This window comes from Ferroacidibacillus organovorans (assembly GCF_001516615.1).
GTDB lineage: Bacteria > Bacillota > Bacilli > Alicyclobacillales > SLC66 > Ferroacidibacillus > Ferroacidibacillus ferrooxidans_B.
This window is the reverse complement of record NZ_LPVJ01000009.1, coordinates 25,824-48,773: the sequence shown is the minus strand read 5'-3', so window position 1 is coordinate 48,773 and position 22,950 is coordinate 25,824. Positions and strand designations below refer to the sequence as shown.

20 protein-coding genes and 1 riboswitch are annotated in these 22,950 nt (G+C 53.0%); of the genes, 7 read left to right on the top strand and 13 right to left on the bottom strand.

Annotated elements, in window-relative coordinates:
- Window positions 1-19: 19 nt before the first annotated feature.
- From ATW55_RS03210 to ATW55_RS03185, 6 genes are all read right to left on the bottom strand, one after another.
- The gene (locus ATW55_RS03210; RefSeq protein WP_153005011.1) at window positions 20-628 is read right to left on the bottom strand and encodes a succinate dehydrogenase; all 609 of its coding nucleotides are present in this window, start codon (window positions 626-628) and stop codon (window positions 20-22) included.
- Between the two features lie 117 nt (window positions 629-745).
- On the bottom strand, window positions 746-2,086 hold the full coding sequence (locus tag ATW55_RS03205) for a homoserine dehydrogenase (RefSeq protein WP_067712257.1): 1,341 nt from the start codon (window positions 2,084-2,086) through the stop codon (window positions 746-748).
- 30 nt (window positions 2,087-2,116) lie between these two features.
- Window positions 2,117-3,247, bottom strand: a complete 1,131-nt coding sequence (gene metX, locus ATW55_RS03200) for a homoserine O-acetyltransferase MetX (protein WP_067712255.1) — start codon at window positions 3,245-3,247, stop codon at window positions 2,117-2,119.
- 52 nt (window positions 3,248-3,299) lie between these two features.
- A riboswitch (SAM riboswitch) is annotated at window positions 3,300-3,417 on the bottom strand.
- 70 nt (window positions 3,418-3,487) lie between these two features.
- Window positions 3,488-5,266 carry an excinuclease ABC subunit UvrC gene (gene uvrC / locus ATW55_RS03195; RefSeq protein ID WP_082685495.1) on the bottom strand — a complete coding sequence of 593 codons (1,779 nt, stop codon included), beginning with the start codon at window positions 5,264-5,266 and terminating at the stop codon, window positions 3,488-3,490.
- A 40-nt stretch (window positions 5,267-5,306) separates the two neighbouring features.
- On the bottom strand, window positions 5,307-6,266 hold the full coding sequence (locus ATW55_RS03190) for an SPFH domain-containing protein (RefSeq protein WP_067712251.1): 960 nt from the start codon (window positions 6,264-6,266) through the stop codon (window positions 5,307-5,309).
- Window positions 6,267-6,285: 19 nt separating this feature from the next.
- Window positions 6,286-6,723, bottom strand: a complete 438-nt coding sequence (locus ATW55_RS03185; RefSeq protein WP_067712248.1) for an NfeD family protein — start codon at window positions 6,721-6,723, stop codon at window positions 6,286-6,288.
- Between the two features lie 86 nt (window positions 6,724-6,809).
- Here ATW55_RS03185 and ATW55_RS03180 point away from each other — a divergent pair, with 86 nt between their 5' ends.
- Window positions 6,810-7,073: a hypothetical protein gene (locus tag ATW55_RS03180; protein WP_067712245.1), complete on the top strand. Its 264-nt coding sequence runs from the start codon at window positions 6,810-6,812 to the stop codon at window positions 7,071-7,073.
- A 60-nt stretch (window positions 7,074-7,133) separates the two neighbouring features.
- Here the strand turns inward: ATW55_RS03180 and ATW55_RS03175 are convergent, their stop codons facing one another.
- From ATW55_RS03175 to hisC, 7 genes are all read right to left on the bottom strand, one after another.
- Window positions 7,134-7,802, bottom strand: coding sequence for a PspA/IM30 family protein (locus ATW55_RS03175; RefSeq protein ID WP_067712241.1), 669 nt, complete (start codon window positions 7,800-7,802; stop codon window positions 7,134-7,136).
- A 178-nt stretch (window positions 7,803-7,980) separates the two neighbouring features.
- Complete coding sequence (locus ATW55_RS16225) at window positions 7,981-8,121, bottom strand: hypothetical protein (protein WP_160327151.1); 141 nt, start codon at window positions 8,119-8,121, stop codon at window positions 7,981-7,983.
- A gap of 213 nt (window positions 8,122-8,334) precedes the next feature.
- A complete protein-coding gene (pstA, locus tag ATW55_RS03170) occupies window positions 8,335-9,186 on the bottom strand; it encodes a phosphate ABC transporter permease PstA (protein WP_067712238.1) in 852 nt (283 codons plus the stop codon).
- 13 nt (window positions 9,187-9,199) lie between these two features.
- Window positions 9,200-10,108 (bottom strand): phosphate ABC transporter permease subunit PstC, encoded by a 909-nt coding sequence (gene pstC / locus ATW55_RS03165; protein WP_067712233.1) that lies wholly within the window; start codon window positions 10,106-10,108, stop codon window positions 9,200-9,202.
- Between the two features lie 135 nt (window positions 10,109-10,243).
- The gene (gene pstS, locus ATW55_RS03160) at window positions 10,244-11,293 is read right to left on the bottom strand and encodes a phosphate ABC transporter substrate-binding protein PstS (protein ID WP_067712230.1); all 1,050 of its coding nucleotides are present in this window, start codon (window positions 11,291-11,293) and stop codon (window positions 10,244-10,246) included.
- A 190-nt stretch (window positions 11,294-11,483) separates the two neighbouring features.
- Entirely contained in the window at window positions 11,484-12,572 is a 1,089-nt protein-coding gene (locus ATW55_RS03155) for a bifunctional 3-deoxy-7-phosphoheptulonate synthase/chorismate mutase (RefSeq protein ID WP_067712227.1), read from the bottom strand.
- Window positions 12,573-12,616: 44 nt separating this feature from the next.
- Window positions 12,617-13,732, bottom strand: a complete 1,116-nt coding sequence (gene hisC / locus ATW55_RS03150; protein WP_067712225.1) for a histidinol-phosphate transaminase — start codon at window positions 13,730-13,732, stop codon at window positions 12,617-12,619.
- A 106-nt stretch (window positions 13,733-13,838) separates the two neighbouring features.
- Between hisC and ilvA the strand changes: the two genes are divergently transcribed.
- The 6 genes from ilvA (at window position 13,839) to ATW55_RS03120 (ending at window position 22,911) form a co-directional block, all read left to right on the top strand.
- Window positions 13,839-15,047, top strand: coding sequence for a threonine ammonia-lyase (gene ilvA / locus ATW55_RS03145; RefSeq protein ID WP_423742947.1), 1,209 nt, complete (start codon window positions 13,839-13,841; stop codon window positions 15,045-15,047).
- A 55-nt stretch (window positions 15,048-15,102) separates the two neighbouring features.
- A complete protein-coding gene (locus tag ATW55_RS03140; RefSeq protein ID WP_067712220.1) occupies window positions 15,103-17,232 on the top strand; it encodes a cell division protein FtsA in 2,130 nt (709 codons plus the stop codon).
- The gene (locus tag ATW55_RS03135; RefSeq protein WP_067712216.1) at window positions 17,223-17,903 is read left to right on the top strand and encodes a TetR/AcrR family transcriptional regulator; all 681 of its coding nucleotides are present in this window, start codon (window positions 17,223-17,225) and stop codon (window positions 17,901-17,903) included. Before ATW55_RS03140 ends, ATW55_RS03135 begins: the two co-directional genes overlap by 10 nt.
- Window positions 17,893-18,888, top strand: a complete 996-nt coding sequence (locus ATW55_RS17070; RefSeq protein WP_067712213.1) for a lytic transglycosylase domain-containing protein — start codon at window positions 17,893-17,895, stop codon at window positions 18,886-18,888. Before ATW55_RS03135 ends, ATW55_RS17070 begins: the two co-directional genes overlap by 11 nt.
- Before the next feature lie 144 nt (window positions 18,889-19,032).
- The gene (locus ATW55_RS03125; protein WP_067712210.1) at window positions 19,033-20,787 is read left to right on the top strand and encodes an ABC transporter ATP-binding protein; all 1,755 of its coding nucleotides are present in this window, start codon (window positions 19,033-19,035) and stop codon (window positions 20,785-20,787) included.
- 9 nt (window positions 20,788-20,796) lie between these two features.
- Window positions 20,797-22,911 carry an ABC transporter ATP-binding protein gene (locus ATW55_RS03120; protein WP_067712207.1) on the top strand — a complete coding sequence of 705 codons (2,115 nt, stop codon included), beginning with the start codon at window positions 20,797-20,799 and terminating at the stop codon, window positions 22,909-22,911.
- Window positions 22,912-22,950 lie beyond the last annotated feature (39 nt).

The window sequence follows — 22,950 nt, the reverse complement described above, 5'->3', positions numbered from 1 at the left end:
TTGTGCAGTCAAAAAACAGTCACGCCGCGTACGCAAACGTAATGATTGAGTCAACACCCATAAACGCCAAAATCAAGAAAAGCGCCATCATGACAATCGCAGATACGCGCTGCGCGCGCGCGCCAACCGTAAAGCCCCAGTGCACCAGAAACGACCACATGCCATTGGCAAAATGAAACGTCGCAGACACGACGCCGATGATCATGAACCAAAACGTAAACGGTTGACTCACGAGATGGTGCACATAGGAAAAGCTCGGTGCATTTCCACTGAAACGGGTTGTCCAGAGATGGTACACAATAAAAATAAACGTTATAACGCCCGTGATGCGCTGCAGTGCAAACATACGGTTGCGAATCCAGGAGTATTGAACCGCGTTATAGCCCGAAGTATATGCGGCATACAAGCCGAACACCCCGTGGTAAATAAGCGGCAGGAAGATAAACAAAAATTCAACCGCATGTAAGTAGGGAATATGTTGAATTGTATTGACAGCCGCATTATACGCGCCTGCCCCCATCGTCACAGTCGAGTTGGTAATCAAATGCTCAATCAAAAACAGGCCAACCGGAACAACACCTGACAACGTATGAAGCCTGCGAAATAAATAATCGCGGTTGACTGGCACACTTGCCAAATCAACGCCCCCTCTCTGCCGAGCGACCGCTCAGTGTACCGTTACATGGATGATTGTAGCGATTGTCGAAAGCAACTGTCAAGAAAACACAGCAGATTCCTGCAAAGCTCAGGCGCGGCGCTGAATCTGCGCTTCCTTTTGCTCAACCGCCACACTGTTAAGGGGCGGCCACACCCCATCATACGGTATGGCGAGTTGCAGTGAATCATGAGCCATCAACTCTTTCCAGGCGCATTCGGGCATGCCCCTGACAAAACAATACGAGACATCAGTGCGGGCAATCCCGACTGTATTTGATAAAACACGAACATCCTGCGCATGCCCAACCAGGTGATCAAGCATCCAATCAGACGCAGTCATGCGTATGTATCCCTGAGTGAGGCGCGGCGAGTCTGTGTCATAAAGCGCATGATCACCGCCTTCGCCTTGTTTCACAATTCTCCTGTCTTGATCGCGGCGACCGTTTGGCGTTGGGTTGCGCAAAATCTCCGTCAAATCCTCAATGATGGCACTGGCCGTCGGCAGTTCGCCTGCCCCCCGTCCCATAAAAGAGAGTTCGCCTACCACATCCGCCGTAATCGTCACGGCATTGAACACATCGCGCACGGTTGCCAGCGAATCTGTGCGCGGAATCATTCTTGGCGAAACACTTTGCGCCACGGTGCCGTCCTCTGAAACCCGCGCCTCACCGATCAGTTTGATTGTGCACCCCATGCGCGAAGCGATATCCAAATCCACACGCTGAAGCTTTGTGATGCCCATGCGGTCTATTTTAAAAACGCTCGATGGCACAGAAAATGCGAGGTTCGCCAAAATCGACAGTTTGTACGCTGTGTCAAACCCCTCCACATCGCTCTCGGGGTCTGCCTCTGCGTAGCCGAGCGCTTGTGCGTCGCGCAAGGCCTCAGCAAAGGACTGTCCGTCCTCTTCCATGCGAGTCAAGATATAGTTGCACGTACCGTTTAGAATCCCACGTATCGCGTGCACGCGGTTTGCCGTCAGGTACGTCTCGACCATGCGCACAATGGGGATGCCACCGCCTACGCTCGCCTCATACATCAGTCGCAGTCCATTTTTCTCCGCGTACTCAATCAAGACGCCCTCGTCTTTGGCAATCAACTCTTTATTTGCTGAAATGACATGCTTGCCGTGGCGCAGCGCTTCGCGTATCAGCGTGCGGGCAGGCTCGATTCCACCGATCACCTCGATCACGATGTCAATCGCAGGGTCGCGGACAATCGCCAGTCCATCCGTCGTAAGTGTGTCGCGATCCATCCGAACGGCCCGCTCTTTGTCAGGGTCGCGAACCAGTGTGCGAACAACCTGCACATCACACCCTGTTTTCTCAAAAATCGGTTGATGATTTGACTTTAATGATTTGACGACACCTGCTCCAACGGTGCCAAGCCCGAGAAGCCCAATGCGAACAACGCGTGGTTGATCGGCCATTATTGAAAAACCCCCTAAACCTAAGAAAACTCAGCGCGCAATCGAATTTTTTGGAACAGCGTGCGCAAGCGCGTCACGAAAAATCGCATCCAACTGATCAAATTCAAGCAAAAATGCGTCGTGCCCGTATGGACTTGAAATTTCCTGGTAAACCGCGTCAACCCCCGCTTCACGCGCCGCGCAAACCGCCTGTTTGATTGAATCTGGAGGATAGAGCAGGTCATTTTCGATTCCCACCATGGTGACGCGAGCGGTAATGCGCCCAAACGCATCTGCAAGCGTTCCGCGATTGCGCCCCAAATGATGACCATCCATCGCTGAGAGCAGGCGGAGATAACTGTTGGCGTCAAATCGTCTGACCAATTTCTCGCCGTGATAGACAAGGTATCGCTCGATTTCAAAAGTACCTTGCTCGCTGATCGATCTCCCGCAACGCTCTTCAAACAGCTGTGCTGTGCGATACGTGATCATGCCAAGCATCCGGGCGACCGTCAGACCGTCTTTAGGAAAAACGCCATATCGCGCATAATCGCCCTGCTGAAACGCTGGATCGCGTTCAATCGCTTGGCGCATCACTGCGTTATAGCCAATGCCAATGGCCGAAAACACAGGCAATGCAGCAAGTACGATGACATGTTTAACAAAGGATGGGAAACTGCACGCCCACTCCAGTGCCTGCATGCCGCCCATCGACCCGCCTAAGACGGCATACAGGCGCGTCACGCCAAGCGAGCGTAACGCGAGGTGTTGAACGCGCACCATATCGCGAATCGTAATCTCGGGAAACTGGCCCGCATAGGATTGACCCGTTGTTTCACAAATCGAGAGCGGCCCAGTCGTCCCTGAACATCCGCCAAGGACATTCATGCAAAGAACGACGTGACTCTCCGTATCAAGCGCCCTTCCCGCGCCAATCAGCGGCCCCCACCATCCAGGCTTCTCGGCTGTATCAAATGCGTGGGCGTCACCTGTAAGCGCGTGACACAAGAGAATCGCCTGTTCGCGATGGCGCAACAGATCGCCGACCCACTCGACATAAACAACAACGTCACTTAACACCTCGCCACTTTCGAGCTCCACTGCACCGACTGGCACGCGTGCTGAGAAGACATGGCCTTGTAGATTCTCGTTCATTTCAATCATCACGCTCTCTTGCTTCATAACGAAAAGGACCCCCTCACACAGAGGGAGCCCAGTTTTTACCAAGGTTACCCTCTCATCTTTCAGGACACATGCGCGTCCTGCTGGAATTGGCACCAATCCAGGCCATATAGGCGCTGGAAGGTTGCCGGGCTTCAAAGGGCCAGTCCCTCCGCCACTCTCGATAAGAGTAAAACAAACGTTTGAAGTTGTGATCGAAACGTACCATACACAGCGTCTTATGTCAATGGCTTGACATGTTTACGAAAGACTCGCCAGATGCGCCATAATTTTTTTTGCCAGGCGATCCCCGACACCCGCTTTGCGAAACTCTTCAATGGGTGCGTGCCGCATCTCCGTAAGCGATCCAAAATGGCGCAGCAAATGTTTGCGACGCGCCTCGCCCACGCCGGGAATCTCGTCAAGCAAACTGTGGAGCGAGTTTTTTCCGCGCGTGTTTCGATGAAACGTTACCGCGAAACGATGCACCTCATCCTGAATTCTCGTCAGGAGGTGAAACGCCGGGGCGTTTCGATCCAGCCGTATCGGTTCAGGGTCATCGCCAAGAAACAGTTGCGATGTGCGGTGCCGATCGTCTTTTGCCAAACCGCAGACAGGCGTTTGAATGGACAGTTCATTCTCCAGTACATCAAGCGCTGCAGCGATCTGCCCGCGCCCGCCATCCACCATGATCAGATCAGGAAGCGGCTGATGTTCACGCAACAATCGCGTATAGCGGCGGCGAATCACTTCGCGCATGCTCTTATAATCATCAGGACCTTCCACCGTCTTGATCTTATACTTGCGATATTCTTTTGGCGCGGCCTGACCGTCGATATAGACCACCATCGCGGCGACCGGATCCGTGCCTTGTGTATTCGAGTTGTCAAAAGCCTCAATTCGGTGGAGTGTGTCGATGCCAAGCGTCTCACCCAGCGCCTGCATCGCATTGACCGTGCGCGTCTCGTCTTTTTCCAGAAGACGAAAACGCTCTTCAAGCGCAATCCGCGCGTTGCGGCATGCCAGTTCAACAAGTTCATGCTTTTTTCCGCGCTTTGGCGTCAACACCTTTGCGTGTAAGATTGCGTCGAGTCCCGTTGGATCAATCCCTTCAGGCAGCCACACCTCTTTAGGAATATCCGGATTGTCTTGATAAAACTGCGTAATGTAAGACGTCAAGTCATCCGACTCGTCACCGTAACTGGCAAAAACCGTCGCAGATCGCTCGACCAACTTGCCGCCGCGCATCATGAATACCTGAATGCTCAGATGCCCCTGATCGGAATAGGAGCCAAAGATGTCGCGATCGACGCGATCAGGCAACGTCACCTTCTGCGTCTCCATCACAGCGTGAATCTGCGCAATCAGATCGCGCAACTCCGCCGCCCGCTCAAAATTCATCTGCTCTGCTTCCAAGGCCATGCGCTTCGTCAGTTCATCTGTGATTCGCTGGTGACCACCCTGTAAAAACTCGCTGATCTCACGGGCAATCTTCTGATACTCTTCCTCGTTTACCTCAAACTCACAAGGTGCGAGACACTGCCCAATGTGATAGTAAAGGCAGACCTTTGGCTTTAATGTTTTACACTTGCGCAGTGGGTACAAGCGGTCGAGCAGTTGTTTCGTCTCTGCCGCCGCACCACCGTTTGGGTACGGGCCAAAATAGGCTGCCCGGTCCTTTTGCACCTTTCGTACAATCTCAAGACGCGGGTGCAGCTCCCGGGTGATTTTGATGTAGGGATAGGTCTTGTCATCCTTTAACAGAATGTTATAGTGCGGCGTATGGTGTTTGATCAAATTGCACTCAAGGACGAGCGCCTCAGAAACCGTATCCGTGACAATGTATTCAAAATCCCGAATGTGCGAGACGAGCCGCTGCGTTTTTCCATCATGGCTCCCCGTGAAATAGGAGCGTACACGATTTCGCAACACCTTGGCCTTACCTACATAGATGACCTTTCCGGCTTCATCCTTCATCAAATAGCAGCCAGGCCGCTCGGGAATCAGCGCGAGTTTCTCTTTAAAACGCGTCCATTCCAAAGCTTTCGCTCCTTACGCGAGGAGGCACTGCGCCTCTCGCTCAAGATTCTGGGGTCTCTACTACCGGCGGCGCTGACGGTTGAAACACTTTTGCGATCGCGCCGAGCGACCCCAAGACGCTGACCGCGTCTGTCGGGACAAAAATAGTGCTCGCGGTGCCCTGTGCCATCTGCCTCAGCGCGTCAAATGACTGAAACGCGAGGACACGCTCATCAAGCCCCGCCTCCACCAACATCTGAATGCGCTGCTTCTCACCGTTTGCGATTAAACGCAAGCTCTCAGCCTTTCCGTTCGCCTCAAGAATCAGCGCCTGCTGAAGACCTTCTGCCTGGCGAATGTTCGCTTCTTTGTCAGCCTCCGCGCGCAAGATAATCGACTGTTTCTCTCCCTCTGCACGCAAAATCGCTGCCTGTCGCTCACCCTCTGCCTGCAGGATATTTGCACGCTTTTCGCGTTCCGCTTTCATCTGTTTCTCCATTGACGCCTGGATCTCAATCGGCGGGTGGATATCGACCACCTCAACCCGATCAATGCGCACGCCCCAGGTTTCCGTCACCTCGTCAAGCGACTGGCGCAGTTCAAAACTGATACGGTCGCGACCAGATAGCGTTTCATCCAGTTCCATGTGACCGACCACTTGCCGAATATTGGATGCAGTGATGTTTTGAATACCTTGAACAAAATCAAAAATGTTGTATGTGGCTTGCCTCGGATCGATAACTGTATAGAAAAAAACCGTATCAATACGTATCTTTACATTGTCTTTTGTAATGACCTCTTGCGTCGGAATGCTCACTTGCTGCGTCTTTAGATCAAGCTTGCGCACAATGCGATCCACAAAGGGAAAGACCAAGTTGATACCGGCGGACAGAGAGCGGTGATATCTGCCCAGTCGCTCGACAATGGCGATCTGCTGTTGCGGTATGATGCGAATCGATCGAAGGACAATGACGACGATGAGAAGCAAAAGGACAATTAGGACGATTTCTTGACCAAGCATGATGAATCACTCCATTCGCTCAGGAGGATTTTCGGGGTCCTACGACCAAAAGTGAACTTCTCACTTCCATAATCTCCACCCACTGACCAGGCTCAAATGAATCTTGACTGGATGCAGAGCGCGCGCTCCACACGTCACTGCCGACGCGCACCATTCCCGTCTTTCCGGCTTCGATGCGCGAAATGACCACACCGCGCTCTCCAACCAACTCAGAAATATGCGATTGAAATCCTGACTTCTTATCCCGCCAGCGTTTGACGAGCGGCCGCGTCAAGAGAAGAAGCAGCGCCGTGAGAACCGAAAAGATCGCCGTTTGTTCCCCGAGTTGCTTCATGGAAAAAGCGAGCAAACCAGTCACCACAGAGGCACCCGCGATCCACATGAGAACGAACGTCGTGCTAAACAGTTCAATAAGCCCCATCCCAAGACCGAGCACGATCCAAACGAGCGGATTCATACATTCACCTTCCTTGCGATCCTTGGTTTCTTTCCTTGCAGCGTTGGTTAAACTAACCGCAAATGTAAAGAAAAGGAGGAATCGCTTTGCACAAAGATACTTCGCGGGAAAAAATCGGCATGACCGCTGACTTGAGCTACATCACAAACGTCTGGGAGACGCTCATGCACGAGGAGTTTCCAGAAGGTCCTTATGGCGCTTTGCTCTATCCGCACGATAAGCCAGGGAAGGCGACGCCTTGGGAAGCGAACCAGCAGGTGGTTTCACCCTTTAAAGACGAGAATCCCGTTTATTCCCAAGGGAAGACGCCACCACCAGGGAGCGAACCGGGCGGGTCCCAACTCTCCTGAAAACCTGCGCTGCGCTCCACCCGCTCGGACACATCCTGCGGGTGGAACGTAAACGCTGCGTTACTCTTTATTGGCTAGCTTTGCCTTTAATGCCTGCAGTTCATCCTCGACGCTGTGATCTCCGAGACGCTCCAACTCATCATCAAGTGTTGCCTTCGGCTTACGAAGCTCACCGCTCGCCTCAGCTTCTGCCTCCATCTGACGAACCTTTTCTTCCATGCGCGAGAATCCGCGCGCCGCGCTGTCTGTATTAAACGACCCCATCGCGTGGTTGATCTGCTTTTCAACCTTGGCTGCATCCGCACGGGCCACAAGCATCTCGCGACGGCCTTTCATCTTCAAGTATTCATCCTTCATCTGGTCAAGGCGATCGCGCAGCTCATCCGCCAGCGCCTTTGCGCGATCATACTCACCCGAAAAGGTGTTCAATCGATCTTGCTGCTCTTTTTTGTCAGAAAGCGCCTTGCGCGCGAGTTCTTCATTGTTTAGCTCAAGTGCCTTCATCGCCTGCTCTTCGCGTTTTTTCACAAGTGCCGCCGCTTCATCGCGCTGTTCCTGAAACCGGCGCTCCATGGCGATCTGTTTGGCGACTGCGGTCTCAACCTCCGCAATTTCAGCTTCCATATCGCGCAAGAATTGATTGATCATCTTAACGGGGTCTTCTGCCTTATCCAGCATGTCGTTGACACTCGCCGCAGTGATATCCCGAATCCTTTTGAAAATGGCCACATTCGTTCCTCCCCATACAATTTACGCTATGTTTCATCAGCGTGTAAAAAGGTAACAGCACGTTACGAAAGAGGTTTACGCACCAGATGCAAAAAGGTTTCACAGCCCAAAACTGCGCGCAACGCGTACTTTCCATCCTTGATTGTACCACGAAGCGCAATGGAAATTCACTGCGCACTCAGCACTCCAAATGCCCGAGATAGACCGTTTCCTCTCCTGTCGAAAGCGTGAACACACGCGTTCCGCGCAGGCGCAAGCGTTCGCCATACAAAGAAATGAGCACAGGATCGACGGCAAACGTCAAGGTTTCAACAGACAAAACAAGATCCACACCGTGAGGGCCAGAACAGGCAATCCTTGCCTGAACCGTTGCCCCTCACCCTTCGCCAGCCGCGACTGCGTAAAGACGAAATGGTCCACGCGCGCGCAAAAATGCAGCGTGTGTGTCTTCGTCTATCTTGAGTTGCACGTCCACCCCGCCTTTACTCATAAAAGGAGTCCTTATCTGCAAACTTGGCATTTTGAGTTAAGACTAACGAAAGCGCCTGCGTTCCACCACACGTGAAACGAGATTCATCGATAGTGCAAGAATGACCAGAATCAGCGCACCTGTCCAAGCCTCTTTCTGCCAATCTGAGTAAGGACTGAGCGCATAGACAAAAATTTGAAGCGGAATGGCTGCAAGCGGCTGCATCATGTTCGTTGACCAAAACTCATTTCCAAACGCAGTGAAAAGCAGTGGAGCGGTCTCGCCGAGTGCGCGAGAAAACGCGAGTATAAAACCAGTAATCACAGCGCCCGCGGCACTCGGCAAGACAAACTTCAGCCACACCTGTGTTCGCCTGGCGCCAAGCGCAAGCGCCCCCTCGCGAATGGAAGACGGCACAGAGCGAAGCGCCTGCTCCGTTTGGCGTGCGATGATCGGGATCATCAGTATCGCTAGCGCGACACTCCCAGAAAATCCCGAGAAACCACCCATCGGGCGCACGACAAGCACATACGCGAGCAACCCCACGACAATGGAGGGCACACCTGACAACACATCCGCGGCAAACCGAGAAACGCTCTTGATCCAGCCGATCCTTCCCTCCGAGATGTAGATTCCAGCTCCTATCCCGAGCGGCAGACTGAAAAGCGTGGCAAAACCGATGATCTCAAGAGACCCAAGAATCGCATTGCCCATGCCGCCAGGCATTCCGGTCGGCTCTGTCGGAAGAGTAAAAAATTGTGTGTTCAAATCAGGCAATCCCTGCTGAATGACATACCCCACGATGAGAAAAAGCGGGAGGACAGCGATCAGCAAAAGCAAGCCTGCGACACTCAAAAAAAGGCCGTTTTTCGCTTTGCGAAGCCCGAGGTGTTTCTCTCTGATCCCTTGCGACATCTGCGATTTCTCCTCACGCCGTTCGCGACATTCTCCACACCAGAAAACGTGCACCACCATAGAAAATAACGGTCGTCAAAAGGAGAATCAACCCGACTTCATAGAGTGATGACGTGTATAAAGGATTCGTTGCTTCTGTAAATTCATTGGCAATCACACTCGCCATCGTGTAGCCTGGCGCAAAAAGTGACGCGACAATCTGCGGGCGATTTCCAATTACCATTGTCACTGCAATCGTTTCGCCCACCGCACGCCCAAAGCCAAGCATGAGTGCGCCGATGATCCCCGAGCGGGCAAACGGAAACCCCACATAGCGAATGCTTTCGACCCGCGTTGCCCCGATAGCGTAGGCGCCCTCAATGAGATCCGTCGGCACGGCCTGCAACACATCGCGCGAGATGGCTGTAATGGTCGGCAGAATCATGATAGTCAGAATGAGACCTCCCGCCAAAAAACCGACACCGAGCATGGTGCCCGAGAACAGTGGCAAGAAGCCGAGGTACTTGTGCAAAAAGGGCTCACCCGTACGCTGCAGCCAAGGTGCCAGCACATAGATTCCCCACAAACCGTAGACAACGCTCGGAATGGCCGCCAACAATTCGATGAAGAGCCCCAAGACATTCCGAAGGGTTCCGCGCAATACATAGACGAGAAAGATGGATGATCCGACACCGATAATTCCGGCATTGACGATGGCAAAAAGTGACGTGACCACCGTACCGTATAAAAAAGGCAAAGCGCCAAAAATACGATGAACAGGATCCCATGTCGAGATGACAAGGAACTTCCAGGAAAATGCATGAAACGCATCCATCGACTGACCGATCAACATGATGAGAAGCGCTGCAAGCAGCGCAAGCATCACGAGGAGGCTGACACGCACCCATGTTTGTGTAATCTGCTCAGCAATCCGATGCCACACGGCGCCCCCTCCAACTCCCTACCATTTCAAAAAATCGTTGTATCATTTCTCACAGACACAGTGAAAGTGCAACAGATTCGCCTCTGTTGCACACAAATGTACTGCATTTTCCGATATGAGCAGATACTGCCTGATTTACTTCACTGTGTCAAGCAGGTAAAGTGCTTGTCGGCGAATGTTTGCAGGCAGTGGAACATAGTCGATGGCGGCCGCCTGATCTTGTCCCGGCCCCTCCATCCACGTCAGCAGGTTGACAAGCATTTTTTTTAGCGCGGCAGTCCTTTGATTCCTGTAGAGAAGCGCCCACGAATAACCCGAGATTGGATATGCGTTTTTACCCGGTAACCAGACGATGGAAAAATCTTTTGACGTGACACTTGGTTTTTGCGCCGCTTCATTCGCGATGGTCGCAGGAGTCGGGAGCACATACTGCCCCTCCCGATTTTGTACATAGCCATAGTGCATCTTGGACTGAAGGACATACGCGAGTTCCACGTAGCCAATCGCCCCCACGGTGTCCTTTACGCTTTGCGCAACTGCCTGATTCCCTTTTGCGCCGATGCCGACAGGCCAATTTACAGCCTTGCCACACCCGACTCGGTGCGCCCATTGGGGACTGATCGCACTCAAAAAGTCTGTGAAGATGTAGGTCGAGCCGGACCCGTCTGAGCGATGGACGACGACGATCGGCAACTTCGGGAGTTTCACGCCTGGATTGATCGCTTCAATGCGCGGATCATTCCATGATTTGATTTGTCCGAGATAGATTTGCGCAATGACGTGAGGTGTAAACCTTAGCCTTGTGTGAATGCCCGGCAAGTTATAGCTGATCGCTTCACCGCCGAGCGCGATGGGAATCTGAATGACTGCCCCGCCGATTCTTTGCGCGATGTTTAATTCTCCCGCATTCATCGGAACATCCGATGCGCCAAAGTTTACTGTGCCCTCCGAAAACTGCTGAATCCCCCCGCCACTTCCGATCGCGCTATAGTTAACATTCACATGGTTTTGCATCGCATAGAGATAAAACGCGCGATTAAAGAATGGATAGTCAAATGTTGATCCTGCACCCGTCAAATTGGATACACCCGTCGAAGATGCCGCAAAGGATTGGAGGCTGATGCCTGCAACGAGAATTGCGACAACGGCGAGGGCAGAAGTAATGACTCTTCTTTTCAACAACATCCCTCACCCTCCAGACGTCCCACAGCTTACAAGCAATTCTAGCAATCCTTTGTAAAGTAAACATCGCCGTTATGTAAAGATAATGTAAAGACAGGCGCCTCCCGGAGGAAGCGCCTGCCATAAAGCACATAGACCCGCAGACAAAATCTCACACCTGTTGACTCTCACAGACCACCATAAAGACGCGGCATCAACGAAGCGAATTCGTGAGCGCCGGAATCATGCCTGCACTGCGAAGTGCCTCCATAAAAGCTTCAAACTCTGCAAAGTTCATCTGCTGTTTTGCGTCGGATAGTGCAACTTGCGGCTCCGGATGAACCTCCACCATGACACCGTCTGCGCCGACGGCAAGCGCCGCTTTGGCGACGGGCAGCATGATGTCTTTTCGCCCCGTCGAATGAGTGACATCAACCAGCACAGGGAGATGCGTCTCCTGTTTCAAGATCGGCACGGCGGAGATGTCAAGCGTGTTTCGCGTCGCCTTCTCATAGGTGCGAATCCCGCGCTCGCAAAGGACAATGCGCTCATTTCCGCGCGCCGCAATGTACTCAGCCGCGTAGATGAGTTCTTCAATGGTCGCCGACAAACCGCGCTTCAAAAGCACGGGAACACGCGTGTTGCCCACTGCTTTTAAAAGCTCAAAGTTTTGCATGTTCCGGGCGCCAACCTGGATCATATCCACATACTGGATGGCCATTTCCACATCAGCCGGATTGACAATCTCTGATACGGTGGCAAAGCCATACTTCTGCGCCGTATCGCGCAGCATGCGCAATCCTTTTTCGCCAAGCCCCTGAAAATCATACGGAGATGTCCGCGGTTTAAATGCGCCGCCACGCACGAGTTGAATGCCTTGCGCCTGCATTTCTTGGCCGATCTTTTCCATCTGGTCATCCGTTTCAACAGAGCACGGACCGCCGACGATGATTGGCACACCGCCGCCAATCTTGATACCGCGAACCGTGACAACCGTATCTTCGTGACTGCGCTGCCGGCTGACAAGCAGCTTGCGTTGCTCCTCTTGAAGACCTTGCGAAGCCTGAAAAATCTGTTTGAACAGGTGGCGGATCGTACTGTCTGGAAAGGGCCCTGGGTTTTCTTGAACCAATCGATCCAATTGCTGTTTTTCGCGTTCCGGATCAAAAATCGCCACACCGCGCGCCTGTTTTAATTGACCGATACGCTGCACGACATCGGCGCGTTTGCTCAACAATTGCAACAATTCAAGGTTGATAACGTCCAATTCAGAACGCAAATCTTTCAAACGGTCTTCTGCCATCTCCATCTTCTCCCTTAGCTCTGCTCTGCATTTCTCTTTATTTCTTAAGATAGCGTCTTAAGCGCCTGAAGAAACCGTTCGTTTTCTTCAAATGTGCCAATTGACACCCGTATATACGCATCAAGGCCTGGGAAGCCCGCACGCACAATGACCCCCAGACGCTGTAAACGCTCAAACGTCTCACGACCGTTCCCTGTATACACTAATGTAAAATTCCCTTGGGATGGCACGGTATGATAGCCCAGCGCTTTCACGCCTGCCTCGATTTGGCGTCTTCCTTCTTTTGTCTTCCTGCGCACCATCTCGACAAACGCCGTATCCGAAAGCGCAGCTTCTGCCGCGCACTGTGCCAGTGCATTTGCGTTAAACGGTTCGCGCACCTTCTCGATAAAGGAGAGAATGCCCGGATTCCCCAGTGCATAACCAAGGCGCAAGCCGGCAAGTCCGTACATTTTTGAAAACGTGCGAAGCGACAGCACCGCCTTTCCCTCGCGAATCCAGGGTAGCGTATCGAGCGGATCCTCTGCGTCGACATACTCGACATACGCCTCATCAAAAACGGTCAGAACATGGTCGGGAACACGCGCCATATAGGATTCCGCCTGCTTGTGCGTAAGCCACGTGCCCGTCGGATTGTTTGGCGAACAGAGATACACAATCTTCGTACGCTCAGTGATGCGCGCAAGCAGCGTGTCCACATCGTAAAAAAAGGAGGGCGTCAAAGGGACGTTCACCATCGTTGCACCCATCACGTTTGCCCCAAACCCATACTGGGCGAAGGAAGGAAAAGGCGCCACCACTTCATCCCCTGGCTGCAAAAACGTCTCAGAGACCATTTTGATCATCTCGTCAGAGCCGTTGCTCACCAATACCTGATCCGGCTGCAAAGTGAGGTGTCTGGCAATCGCCGCGCGCAGTGACTGCGTTGCGCCATCTGGATAGCGATGCATCTCTTGTGCAGCTTCAAAAACGGCTTCTCTCGCGCGCGATGATGAGCCGAACGGATTTTCATTCGAGGCCAGTTTCACCACGTCTGAGAGTCCAAACTCCCTCATCACATCGGTGGCAGGTCTCCCTGGAACATAGGGGCGTATCTTGTGAAGCGTCTCGCGAACACGCGGGTAAAGCCGCCCGATGACTTGATCCGCCTCCGTGCTCATCGCAAAACCTCCCTTCCGGCTCATGTTTTTGATACAATGTACCATAGACTCACAGGATCGAAAAGAAAAACACTGCTTTTTTCAGGATTTAGGCGGGGTGAATGATTTGACCATCACAATTGAAGAAATAAGGCAGGCGCAAAACCTGCTCGCGGGAGTCTGCGAACGAACACCGCTTGATTTTTCACATCGCCTCAGTGAGCTTGCAAAGCGACCGATCTATCTCAAGCTCGAAAACTTACAGCGTACGGGATCATTTAAAATTCGTGGAGCTTATAATAAAATTCAACGTTTATCAAGAGAAGCAAAGGAAGTCGGTGTCATCGCCGCCTCTGCCGGAAACCACGCACAAGGCGTCGCGTTTGCTGCGCACGCGTTAAACATTCCCTGCCACATCGTCATGCCAAGCGGAGCCCCTCTTTCAAAAGTAGAGGCGACGCGCAGCTATGGTGCAACCGTCACACTGCATGGCGCAGATTTTGACGCGGCGCTTGTTCACGCCTGTGCACTTCAAAAAGAAACGGGAATGACGTTCATTTCGGCGTTTGACGATGACGATATCATCGCGGGACAAGGCACCATTGCGCTCGAAATTCTTGATCAACAACCCGATTTGGAATCTGTCGTCGCAGCGATCGGCGGTGGCGGGCTAATCTCCGGGATCGCCATTGCACTGAAAGCCTTAAAACCTTCGATTAAAATTTACGGCGTCGAAGCAAGCGGAGCTGCCTGTGTCACCGCGTCACTCGCAGCCGGCTACATCACATCGCTTGATCACGTTTCAACCATTGCCGATGGCATCGCCGTCAAGCGACCGGGCGTGCGCACTTTTGAAGCGATAAGAAACTACGTGGATGATGTTGTCTGTGTTGACGACGAGGAGATTGCGCGCGCCATGGTTGTACTCTTGGAACGCTGCAAGGTGGTCAGCGAAGGCGCTAGCGCGGCTGCCGTCGCGGCAGTCATCACGGACAAGCTACCAAAGTCTACAGACAAAACAGCGGTCATCCTGTCAGGCGGCAATGTGGATGTCAGTTTTCTGTCGCGCATCATTGAACACGGTCTGAGCGCGGCGGGGCGGTTTGCGCGATACGTTACAAAGATTCCCGACCGTCCCGGTTCACTCATGGTACTCTTGCGCGCGGTGGCAGAAACCGGTGTCAATATCGTGTCGATTGAACATCATCGACTCGGATCGGCCATGACACTCGGACAAGTCGAGGTACAGCTCTCCGTCGAGACGCGCGACCTCGCACAAATCAAAGAGCTATCCGATCGGTTGAGTCGACTCGGCTATCTTTTTTCAATCTCATAACATGTTACCCGCGAATTGGGCTGTAAAAAACGGGATTGAGGACAAGGTGAACAAAATGGGCGAGTGGGCGTACGCGCTTGATATCGGGACGCGCGGCGTAACGGGACTCCTTTATGTTAAAACCGCGCAAGGAATTGAGATTCACGCAGTTGAAACGCAGGAACATCACGACCGCGCGATGCGTGACGGTCAGATCCACGATGTGCGTGCGGTTGCTGCGGTCATTCAAGAGGTGACGCGCGCGCTTGAAAACACTTCTGGCGTATCACTCAAAAAGGTCTCCGTTGCGGCGGCAGGGCGCTCCTTGCAGACAGTGACTGCCAGTGCGACAATTCCTCTGCTCGTACCGTGCAAGGAAGAGGATCTCCATCAACTCCACATGGTCGCCATCGAATCGGCCAAAGCGAAGTGGGGTTTTGAGGCGCGCTCCCACCAAAAGCCGACAGGACTCCTTCACTGTGTTGGGTACAGCGTCCGCGAGTACACACTCGATGGCGAGCGAATGGTTAACCTTATAGGGCAAAGCGGGCACGAGGCCAGCGTTTCGCTCATCGCGACATTTTTGCCGCGCACCGTCATCGAGTCACTCGATGCGGCCTTGACACATGCCGGACTCATGATGCGCGGCCTCACGCTGGAGCCGATTGCAGCGCTCCACGCCCTCGTGCCTTCTAGTATGAGGAACTTGAACATCGCATTGGTTGACATCGGCGCCGGAACATCTGATGTCGCGCTGACGGGGAATGGCTCTGTGCGCTCCTACGGCATGGTTCCCGTCGCCGGAGACGAGATCACCGAAGCGCTCGAACAAGCATATCTGCTCGACTTTCCGGTTGCCGAGCGCGTCAAACGCTCGCTTGATTTGGATGCGATCGATGTAGAAGACGTGCTTGGTCAAACGCGCCACCTGTCATCCAAAAAACTGCTCGCAACACTGCGTCCTGCCGTCTCTGACCTGGCGCAAAAGATTGCTGATGAGATTATTCGCCTCAACGAAAAAGCGCCGGATGCGCTCATGTTGATCGGCGGTGGCGCAAAAACGCCATTTCTTGAAAAAGAATTATCCGATAAGCTCGGTCTCCCGCTCGATCGCATCCGAGTTCGCGACCGCGTTTCGATCCATCAGGCAAAAGGCTGCACAGAAACACTATACGGTCCGGAATCCGTCACCCCGATTGGCATCGCGCTCACTGCCGAGAACTCAGAGATTACACCGATCACAGTGCGCTATGATGGGCGGGATCACCGCCTTTTTGCCATGCGGCAGATGACAGTTGGCGACGCATTGACAGAGTGTGGACTCGATCTTCGCCGCTTGCGGGCGCGCGCTGGAAATGCACTTGTGGTTGAAGTGAATGAAGAGATTCGCTCGCTTCCCGGATCGCCTGGGACGCAAGGCATCGTGCAAAAAAATGGAATCCCGTGCCTGCTTGATGACACCCTTGAGGCAGGCGATACGCTAAGTGTCGCCGTTGGAGAAGACGGCAAAGACGCGTTTGGCACAATTGCTGATGTGCTTACGATAAGTCCTATCTCGATGACTGTAAACGGAACGGTACAACGCGTATTGCCGCGTATTTTAAAAAATGGCCGAGTTGCTACGCCCCACAGCAAACTCAGCGACCGCGATGTCATCGTGACAAAATGGCCCACGATCAGCGAGTGGGTGGGCACGATCATTGGCCGCAATGTCGTAGAGCGGATCGCAGTTGTCGTCGATGAAAAACCGCTTGAACTGCAGTGGCAAACCATGCTCATTGAACCTCAGTTCTCCTGGGACGAAACAATTGTAGAGGGACTCGCCTTCTCGCTTAAAGGTGCGACATCTGCTCCGCCCACTGTACATGACGCACTTTGCGCCGCAGGTTATCGCGCGGGAGAAGGGATCTCCGTCCTTGTCAACGGAATTCGGCGAGAGATTCCATTGATCGAGCGAATCCTGAAAAACGGTGCGCCGTGCGATCTCAAGGCCCCCCTTGAACAAGGCGACGTGATCACCACAGAAGGTCGCCAAGAAACACCGCCCACGATGAGTACGATGGTTCTTCTCCTATCCGAAACGCTGCGGGCTGGCGTGCGCGGACGTGAACGGCTTGTCATGAAAATCAACGGAGAAGAGGCTGAGTTTACTTCTCCTGTTGCACATGGCGACGAGGTGGAGGTGTATTACATCCCGTGGAACTAGATGAGCATCCGGCCGGCGAAAAGGCGGAAAGTCGTGAACGAAAAGAGCGCGGACGAAAAGAAACGAGAAACAAAATTCTCCAGGCCGCCATGGATGTCTTTTCAGAAAAAGGGTATAACGATACGCTCGTAGACGATATAACGCGCGAATCCTCCACCTCAAAAGGCGCCTTTTATTTTCATTTTCCTTCGAAAAAGGCGATCTTCGAGGTACTTCTTGACACACTGATTGACCGCCTGCTGGCAGGCGCAAACCAGGCCATCGATGCCCGTCACGGCGCTGTAGAGAAAATCCGTGCGGCGCTGTCCGTCGTTTTGTCTACGCTGACACGCCACGAAAAGGCGACGCGCCTGCTGTTTGTGGAGGCATCAGGACTCGGCAAAACGTTTGATCGCCAAGTCCATGCGGCACATCGCGCAATCGCGCGGTTTATCGCAGGCCATTTGGAGCAGGCGGTGGAAAATGGATCCATCGAACCGATTGACTGCACGCTTACGGCATACGCATGGCTCGGTGCGATCCATGAGGTTCTGTTGATGAGACTTCTCGAAAAAGAAGCGCGTCCACTCGCAGATCTTGTAGACCCACTCTGTGACCTTTTGGTAAAATCATTGCAGCCTACATCCATTTCCAGGCTCGTGAAAGGTATGAATGAACACGATGAACCTTGATCCGTTGCGCGCGTCTTCTACAACGAATTTGCCCCCAGGCGAAGTGACCGCCAAAATGCGTGGCGGCGCTGCCGCTTCCCAAGCGCTCCCTTCAAGCGGTTTGACCGCCTTTCAATCCGCACTTTTGCAGACAATTGCCCAAACGGAGCTCTCCGGTTTGTCCGCGCTCTCGCTATCAGGAAGTCTGTCAGGGACGAGTATGACAAGCGGTTCGTCGCTCACTTCGTTACTCGGCGGAACGAGCGGTTCGTCGCTCACTTCGTTACTCGGCGGAACGAGCGGTTCGTCGCTCACTTCGTTACTCGGCGGAATGAGCGGTTCGTCACTCACTTCGTTACTCGGCGGAATGAGCGGTACAGCCAGCGGAGGTTTGCTCGGAGGCACATCAAGCCAGTTGCTAAGCCTCATGCTCGCAACCGCTGCTCAGTCCGGATCAACCGCCAATCTCTCAAATCTCGCCGCCGCACTGGGTGGCGTGACCGGATTCTCAAGCGGCAGCTCCCTCTCACCTGCAACACTGCAAACGCTCGGCGCACCGATGCAAACCTTTTCGAACCCATCCTCCGCAGAGACGCCCTCATCAAGCAGCGGTTCCGCGACGACTGCCCACTATGAAGCGATGATCGCGGCGCTTGCTCCCCAATACGGACTCAGTCCAAGTCTCGTATCTGCCGTCGTCAAACAGGAGTCGAACTTTTCCGCAAACGCCACATCGCAAGCAGGAGCGATGGGCCTGATGCAATTGATGCCGCAAACCGCACAGTCGCTCGGCGTTACTAACGCTTATGATCCTGTTCAAAATCTGCAAGCAGGCATGTCCTATTTAAGCCAATTGATTCACCGTTATCACGGAGATGTCCCCCTTGCGTTGGCAGCGTACAACGCCGGACCAAGTACCGTAGACGCCTTTGGCGGAATTCCGCCCTACCCGGAGACTCAGAACTACGTATCTTCCATCATGCAATCCGTGAGCGCGACGCCCTGATCATTCGGACAACATCTATACGGATTCCGAAAGATCTGATACGATTCTCTCATCCTCATTATAAATGTGCATCTCGCGCTCGACGCGCCGCGCTGCGTCGAGCTTCTTCAATTCTGTAAAAATAATACATAAAGGAGGAATTCGGTGGGTCAGTTTCGCACCGTCCGCGATTTTCTATGGGCCAACCGCGGCCAATACGCGTTAGGTCTCTTATGGATTGTTTTCGTTGACTGTCTCCAGTTAATCATTCCAAAAATTCTCGGCTCTTTCGCACAAGCGTACGCCAACGGCTCCCTGAACATCTCGCGGTTGGGCTTTTACGCAGGTATTTTCTGCGCGCTCGGTTTTCTCGTTGGTTTTTCTCGCTATCGCTGGCGCATGCATATTTTTGGAACATCCCGCCGTTTAGAGTTTGAGCTTCGCAACAGACTGTTTTCACACTTAGAGACCCTCTCAACCAACTATTTCAATCAGCATAAGACGGGAGACTTGATGGCGCACGCGACAAATGATGTGTACGCCGTGCGCATGGCGCTCGGTTCAGGACTCGTCATGATCGTAGACCCTTTTTTCCTTATCATCACAACCGTCATCGTGATGCTAAACACGGTTCAGGGCAGTCTCGTCTTTTTTTCCTTGCTGCCACTCCCAATTCTCGCAGTCACCGTGCTCTTTTTTGGCCGTGTCATCCACCGTCGCTTCATTCTCGTTCAAGACGCATTCTCTTCGCTCACCGATCGCGTACAAGAGAGTTTGGCTGGCGCGCGCGTTGTCAAAACATTTGTCCAGGAACAGGCGGAAGTGCAAAAATTCACGGAAGGGAACCGCAGCTATTTTGGCAGGCAGATGGCGCTCGCGCGCATTCAAAGCATCTATAATCCACTGATTCAGATCATCTCCTCGATTAGCTTTCTCATCGCACTCGTCTACGGGGGCATCCTGACGATCGACCATCGCATCACATTGGGGCAATACATCTCATTTACAAGCTATCTCGGATTGCTCACGTGGCCAATCATGGCCATTGGTTGGGTCATCAACATGCTTCAGCGCGGAAGCGCATCCATGGAGAGGATCAACCGCATCTTCAATCAGCGACCAGAAATCACGGATCACGAGTTGGCTGTGGAAAAACGCACACTTTCCGGAGCGATTGAAATCCGCAACCTCACCTTTACCCATCGCGGCGCGACAACACCGTCTCTCAAAAATATCTCCATTCAGATTCCGGCAGGCGGACGAATCGCCTTGGTGGGGCGTACGGGCAGCGGAAAAACCACCCTCGTCAATCTCTTATTGCGTCTTTTCGATCCACCGCCAGGAACGATTTTCATTGACGGAACCGATATCCGCCTCTTGCGCCTGCGCGATGTGCGCCAGGCGATCGGTTATGTGCCGCAAGACAATTTTCTCTTTTCACAGACCATCGCCGAAAACATCGCTTTTGGCGTAGACGAGGCACGCCAGGAGGAGATTGAAGAAGCCGCGCGCATCGCCGATGTCCACGACAACATCATCGATTTTCCACACGGTTATGAAACAATGCTTGGCGAACGCGGGGTGACCTTGTCAGGCGGGCAAAAACAACGCGTCTCGATCGCCCGCGCGCTGCTCAAAAACCCGCGGATTCTCATCCTTGACGACAGCCTTTCGGCGGTCGACACACGCACGGAGGATCGCATTTTGCGCGGGCTTGACCGTGTTCTGAGCGAGCGCACCTCGATCCTGATCGCACATCGCATCTCAACGATCAAAGACGCGGATCTCATCCTCGTCCTTGATGAAGGCGCGATCGCAGAACAAGGCACACATGAAGATTTGCTGCGGCAAAATGGCATTTATGCCGAACTCTATCGCAAACAACAACTTGAAGACCAAATCGCCAGCGGTGATGCGTAAGGAGGTTCTATGTCAAACCTACACGAAGAAGATTCACTCGGCAAAGCGTATGACGCTAAATTAATGAAGCGTTTGATCGGCTATGCCCGGCCTCATCGCTTCTGGGTCGCACTGTGTGTCCTGCTCCTGCTCGTTATGACTGTCTCCAATCTCGCCAGGCCTTATCTGATGAAAATTGCGATTGACAATCACATGACGGCCTTCTCACAACCCATGATGCAGGTCTCTAAAACACAGCCGAACGTGGTGCTCACAGTTCACGGTGCATCTTACGCACGCGTACAGGATCTCCCCACATCAACAAAAGTCTCCGGCACACTGTATGAACTTCTGCCCATCGGTCAGCGAACGGCGCTGATCGCGGCACCTGCCAAAGAATTTTACACCGCCGGACACCTTGCTCCGCTTTTTGGCACGCCAACGATCTCGCACAACGCTGTACGCATTGGGAACACCACCTATCCCACAAGTTGGATCGCCCGCAAAAACCTCGCAAGCGTGTATCGCTATGATCAGACTGGCATGCTCTGGCTAGGCGGCATCTATCTCGCGCTCATTCTGTTCGGTGGTATTTTAAACTACATCCAGACCTACATCCTGCAGTGGACCGTGCAACGCATCATTTTTCGCATCCGCACCGATATTTTCACGCACGTCCAAGGACTGTCCATCGCCTTTTTTGACCGTAATCCTGTTGGCCGTCTCGTGACGCGCGTCATGAATGACACACAAACCCTCAATGACATGTACGCAAACCTCATGGTCAACGTTTTCAATGACCTCTTTTTGCTCATCGGCATTATCCTTGTCATGCTGAATCTAAACGTAAAACTAGCCCTGATCGCGTTTGTCGCCATTCCTTTGATCGCGATCGCCTCTATCATCTATCGCCGGGTCGCGCGTGAGTCTTATCGCCAAGTGCGCGTTCGACTCGCACGCATCAACGCGATGCTGGCCGAGAATCTGTCAGGCATGCGCATCATTCAAATTTTTCATCGCGAAGTGCCGATGTTCCAAAATTTTCTCGCGATCAATCAGGATCATTTGAATGCAAGCTGGCGCGAACTCAAGGCAAACGCCGTGTTTCGCCCTTCCATGGATCTGATTGAAGACCTGACACTTGCGCTGCTCATTTGGTTTGGCGGCGGAGCGGCCATCTCACACACCGTCAATTTCGGCACGCTCTATGCGATCATTACCTATGTCGGACAGTTCTTTCAACCGATCAACGACATGACTGAGAAATACAACATTTTGCAGTCAGCGATGGCCTCATCTGAGCGTATCTTTCTTCTTCTTGATACAGAGGAGCGAATTGAAGAACCGCTAAACCCCGTCGCTTTGCCAAAAATGCGCGGAGAAATCGAATTTGATCACGTATGGTTCGCCTACCAAGGCGAAGATTGGGTGTTGCGCGACGTCAGCTTTCACGTATCACCAGGTCAGACGGTGGCGTTCGTCGGAGCGACTGGCGCGGGAAAAAGCTCGATCCTAAACATTCTATCGCGTCTCTATGAGATTCAAAAAGGAAGCATTCGCATAGACGGCATCGACATTCGCACGCTTCCCCTCGCCACGCTGCGCAGCCATGTCGCCATGGTCCTTCAAGACGTCTTTTTGTTTACAGGTGACATTGCCTCAAATATCCGCCTCAACCGCGAAGATTTGAGTGACCAGGCGATTGAAAAAGTGCTCAAACAAGTGAACGCAGGCCCGTTCATCGAAGCCCTTCCTTTAGGCATTCACGAACCTGTCATGGAGCGCGGCGCCACGCTCTCTTATGGTCAACGACAATTGATCGCCTTCGCGCGCGCCTTGGCGTTTGACCCGCGTATCCTGGTGCTTGATGAGGCGACGGCAAACATTGACACAGAAACAGAGATTGTGATTCAAGACGCGCTGACAAACTTGATGAAGGATCGCACAACACTTGTTGTCGCCCATCGCTTGTCCACCATACAACACGCCGACCAAATCATCGTCCTTCACAAAGGGAAGATTCGCGAGCACGGAACACACCAACAGCTGCTCCAGACAGGCGGCCTATATCAAACACTGTACGAACTCCAATACAAGGATCAATGGGACTCCGGAGTATCGACAGAACTCGTTCACGAAGCCTAGATCTGTCAAAAAATCCCCACGATCTGTGAGCAGATCATG